Below are 3393 nucleotides of genomic sequence, written 5' to 3' on the forward strand. Positions count from 1 at the left end.
AACAAATAAAACCATCTGTTCAGGAGAAACATATACTTGGTCCGCTAACGGAACTGATTATACGACCAATCAATCAGCTTTAAAAATCGTAAACGACGGTTGTACTGCAGATCAGGTTTTGAATCTTTCGGTAACCCCGAAACCATCGGATATAGTAACAAATAAAACCATCTGTTCAGGAGAAACATATACTTGGTCCGCTAACGGAACTGATTATACGACCAATCAATCAGCTTTAAAAATCGTAAACGATGGTTGTACTGCAGATCAGATTTTGAATTTGACCGTTACCCCAAAACCTGCAGATATAGTAACCAACAAAACAATCTGTTCAGGCGATAGTTATACATGGTCAGCCAACAGTACCGCCTACAATAGCAATCAAACAGGATTAAAAATCGTAAACGACGGTTGTACTGCAGATGAAGTTTTGAATTTGACTATAACACCAAAACCAGCAGATGTTGTAACAAATAAAACAATCTGTTCAGGCGAAAGTTATACTTGGTCAGCCAACAGCACCGTTTATACGACCAATCAATCAGCTTTAAAAATTGTAAACAACGGCTGTACTGCAGATCAGATTTTGAATTTGACTGTTACACCAAAACCATCGGATATAGTAACCAACAAAACCATTTGTTCAGGCGAAAGTTATACATGGGCAGCAAACAGCACCGTTTATACGACCAATCAAACAGCTTTAAAAATCGTTAATGACGGTTGTACCGCAGATCAGATTTTGAATTTGACTGTTACGCCAAAACCTGCAGATATTGTAACAAACAAAACTATCTGTTCAGGCGAAAGTTATACTTGGGCAGCAAATAGCACGGTTTACAACAGCAATCAAACAGGATTAAAAATTGTAAATGATGGTTGTACGGCAGATCAGATTTTGAATTTGACTGTTACGCCAAAACCATCGGATATAGTAACTAACAAAACCATCTGTTCAGGCGAAAGTTATACATGGTCAGCAAACAGCACCGTTTATACGACCAATCAATCAGCATTAAAAATCGTAAACGACGGTTGTACTGCAGATGAAGTTTTGAATTTGACTATAACACCAAAGCCTGCAGATGTTGTAACAAACAAAATAATCTGTTCAGGAGAAAGTTATACATGGGCAGCGAACGGTACAGTTTACAGCATAAATCAAACGGCATTAAAAATCATAAACGACGGTTGTACTGCAGATCAGATTTTGAATCTGATTGTGACGCCAAAACCAGCAGATGTTGTGACAAACAAAACAATATGTTCAGGTGAAAGTTACACTTGGTCAGCAAATAGCACGGTTTACAACACGAACCAATCAGCATTAAAAATCGTAAATGATGGTTGTACGGCAGATCAGATTTTGAATTTGACTGTTACGCCAAAACCATCGGATATAGTAACTAACAAAACAATCTGTTCAGGCGAAAGTTATACATGGTCAGCAAACAGCACCTTTTATACGACCAATCAATCAGCATTAAAAATCGTAAACGACGGTTGTACTGCAGATGAAGTTTTGAATTTGACTATAACACCAAAGCCTGCAGATGTTATCACAAATAAAACAATCTGTTCAGGTGAGAGTTATACTTGGGCAGCGAACAGCACAGTTTACAATACTAATCAAACGGCATTAAAAATCATAAACGACGGTTGTACTGCAGATCAGATTTTGAATCTGATTGTGACGCCAAAACCAGCAGATGTTGTAACAAACAAAACAATATGTTCAGGCGAAAGTTATACTTGGGCAGCAAATAGCACGGTTTACAATAGCAACCAAACAGGATTAAAAATCGTCAATGACGGTTGTACGGCAGATCAAATTTTGAATTTGACCGTTACGCCAAAACCTTCTGATGTTGTAACGAACAAAACAATCTGTTCAGGAGAAACATATACATGGTCAGCGAACAGCACCGTTTACAATACCAATCAAACAGGATTAAAAATTGTAAACGACGGTTGCACGGCAGATCAGATTTTGAATTTGACGGTAACTCCAAAACCTTCTGATGTTGTAACAAACAAAACCATTTGTTCAGGCGAAAGTTATACATGGTCAGCCAACAGTACCGTTTACAATAGCAACCAAACAGGATTAAAAATCGTAAATGATGGTTGTACTGCAGATCAGATTTTGAATCTTACGATAAATACAATTGCAAAACCAACTGTTAGTGTAATTAACCAATTAACATGTGCATCGTCAACTGCAAGTGTTGAATTGAGTGGTTTGCCAACAGGAACATGGACAATAAATCCAGGGAATATTTCTGGAAATACAACAACGACGACAATTTCTGGATTGCTTCCAGGAAATACATATAATTATACCGTTACAAATTCTTTAGGTTGTCAATCTTTGACTTCTGGAGATATTATAATTTCAGATTTTATATGTGCTAAAGACGATACACCAGCATCAATTAATGGTATTACTGGAGGAACTATTTCAACTGTTTTTACAAATGATAAAATAAATGGATTACCATTTTTACCAACAGATGTTAGTGTTTCAACAACAACACTTCCGTCAGGAATAACATTTAACGCTGATGGTACAATAGTAATAGCACCAAATACAACTGCAGGAACATATATAATTACTTATACAATTTGTAAATCCACAAATCTTACCATTTGTAGTTCTGCTACTGTAGAAGTGAAAATTTCGGCTCCGGTTATTGACGCAGTTCCGGAAAGTACTGATTCAGTTAACGGAAGCATCGGAGGAAAAACGACAACTTCACTTATTACAAATGACACCTTAAATGGAAGTTCAGCAATTATAGGAAATCAGGCAGGTCAGGTTACTTTGACCGGAATTACAGTTCCAACRGGATTAACCCTGAACGCAGACGGAACAATATCCGTGGCGGCAGGAACTCCAATAGGAAACTATGAAGTTGAATACAGAATTTGCGAAGTCAATAATACAAATAACTGCGATATCGCAAAAAGTATTATTCCGGTAACGGGCGCAGTATTAATATTGAAAGATGATATAGCAAGTTCAGTTGTAAGTACAAATCAGCCAAAAACAATATTAAATGTTCTTGGGAATGACACTAAAAACGGGCAAACAATAGTTGCAACAGAAGTTACTATCACAGAAACAGTTTCAGATCCAACAGGAAATATTAAACTAAATCCTGACGGAACAATTGTTTTAAAAGCCAATACACCAGCAGGAACTTATGAATTAACATATCAGGTTTGCGAATTAAACACAACAAATTGTGCAACAGCAACAGTAAAAATTACGGTTGTTGCTCCGGTTATAGACGCAGTTCCTGAAACAACAGATTCAGTTAACGGAAGCATCGGAGGAAAAACGACAACTTCACTTATTACAAATGACACCTTAAATGGAAGTTCAGCAAT

1 pseudogene is annotated in these 3393 nt (G+C 36.9%); it reads left to right on the forward strand.

Annotated elements, in window-relative coordinates:
* Positions 1-3393 (forward strand): annotated as a pseudogene (locus EAH81_RS27595) (hypothetical protein); the annotation flags it as partial.

Source organism: Flavobacterium pectinovorum, assembly GCF_006438875.1.
Taxonomy (GTDB): Bacteria; Bacteroidota; Bacteroidia; order Flavobacteriales; family Flavobacteriaceae; genus Flavobacterium; species Flavobacterium pectinovorum_A.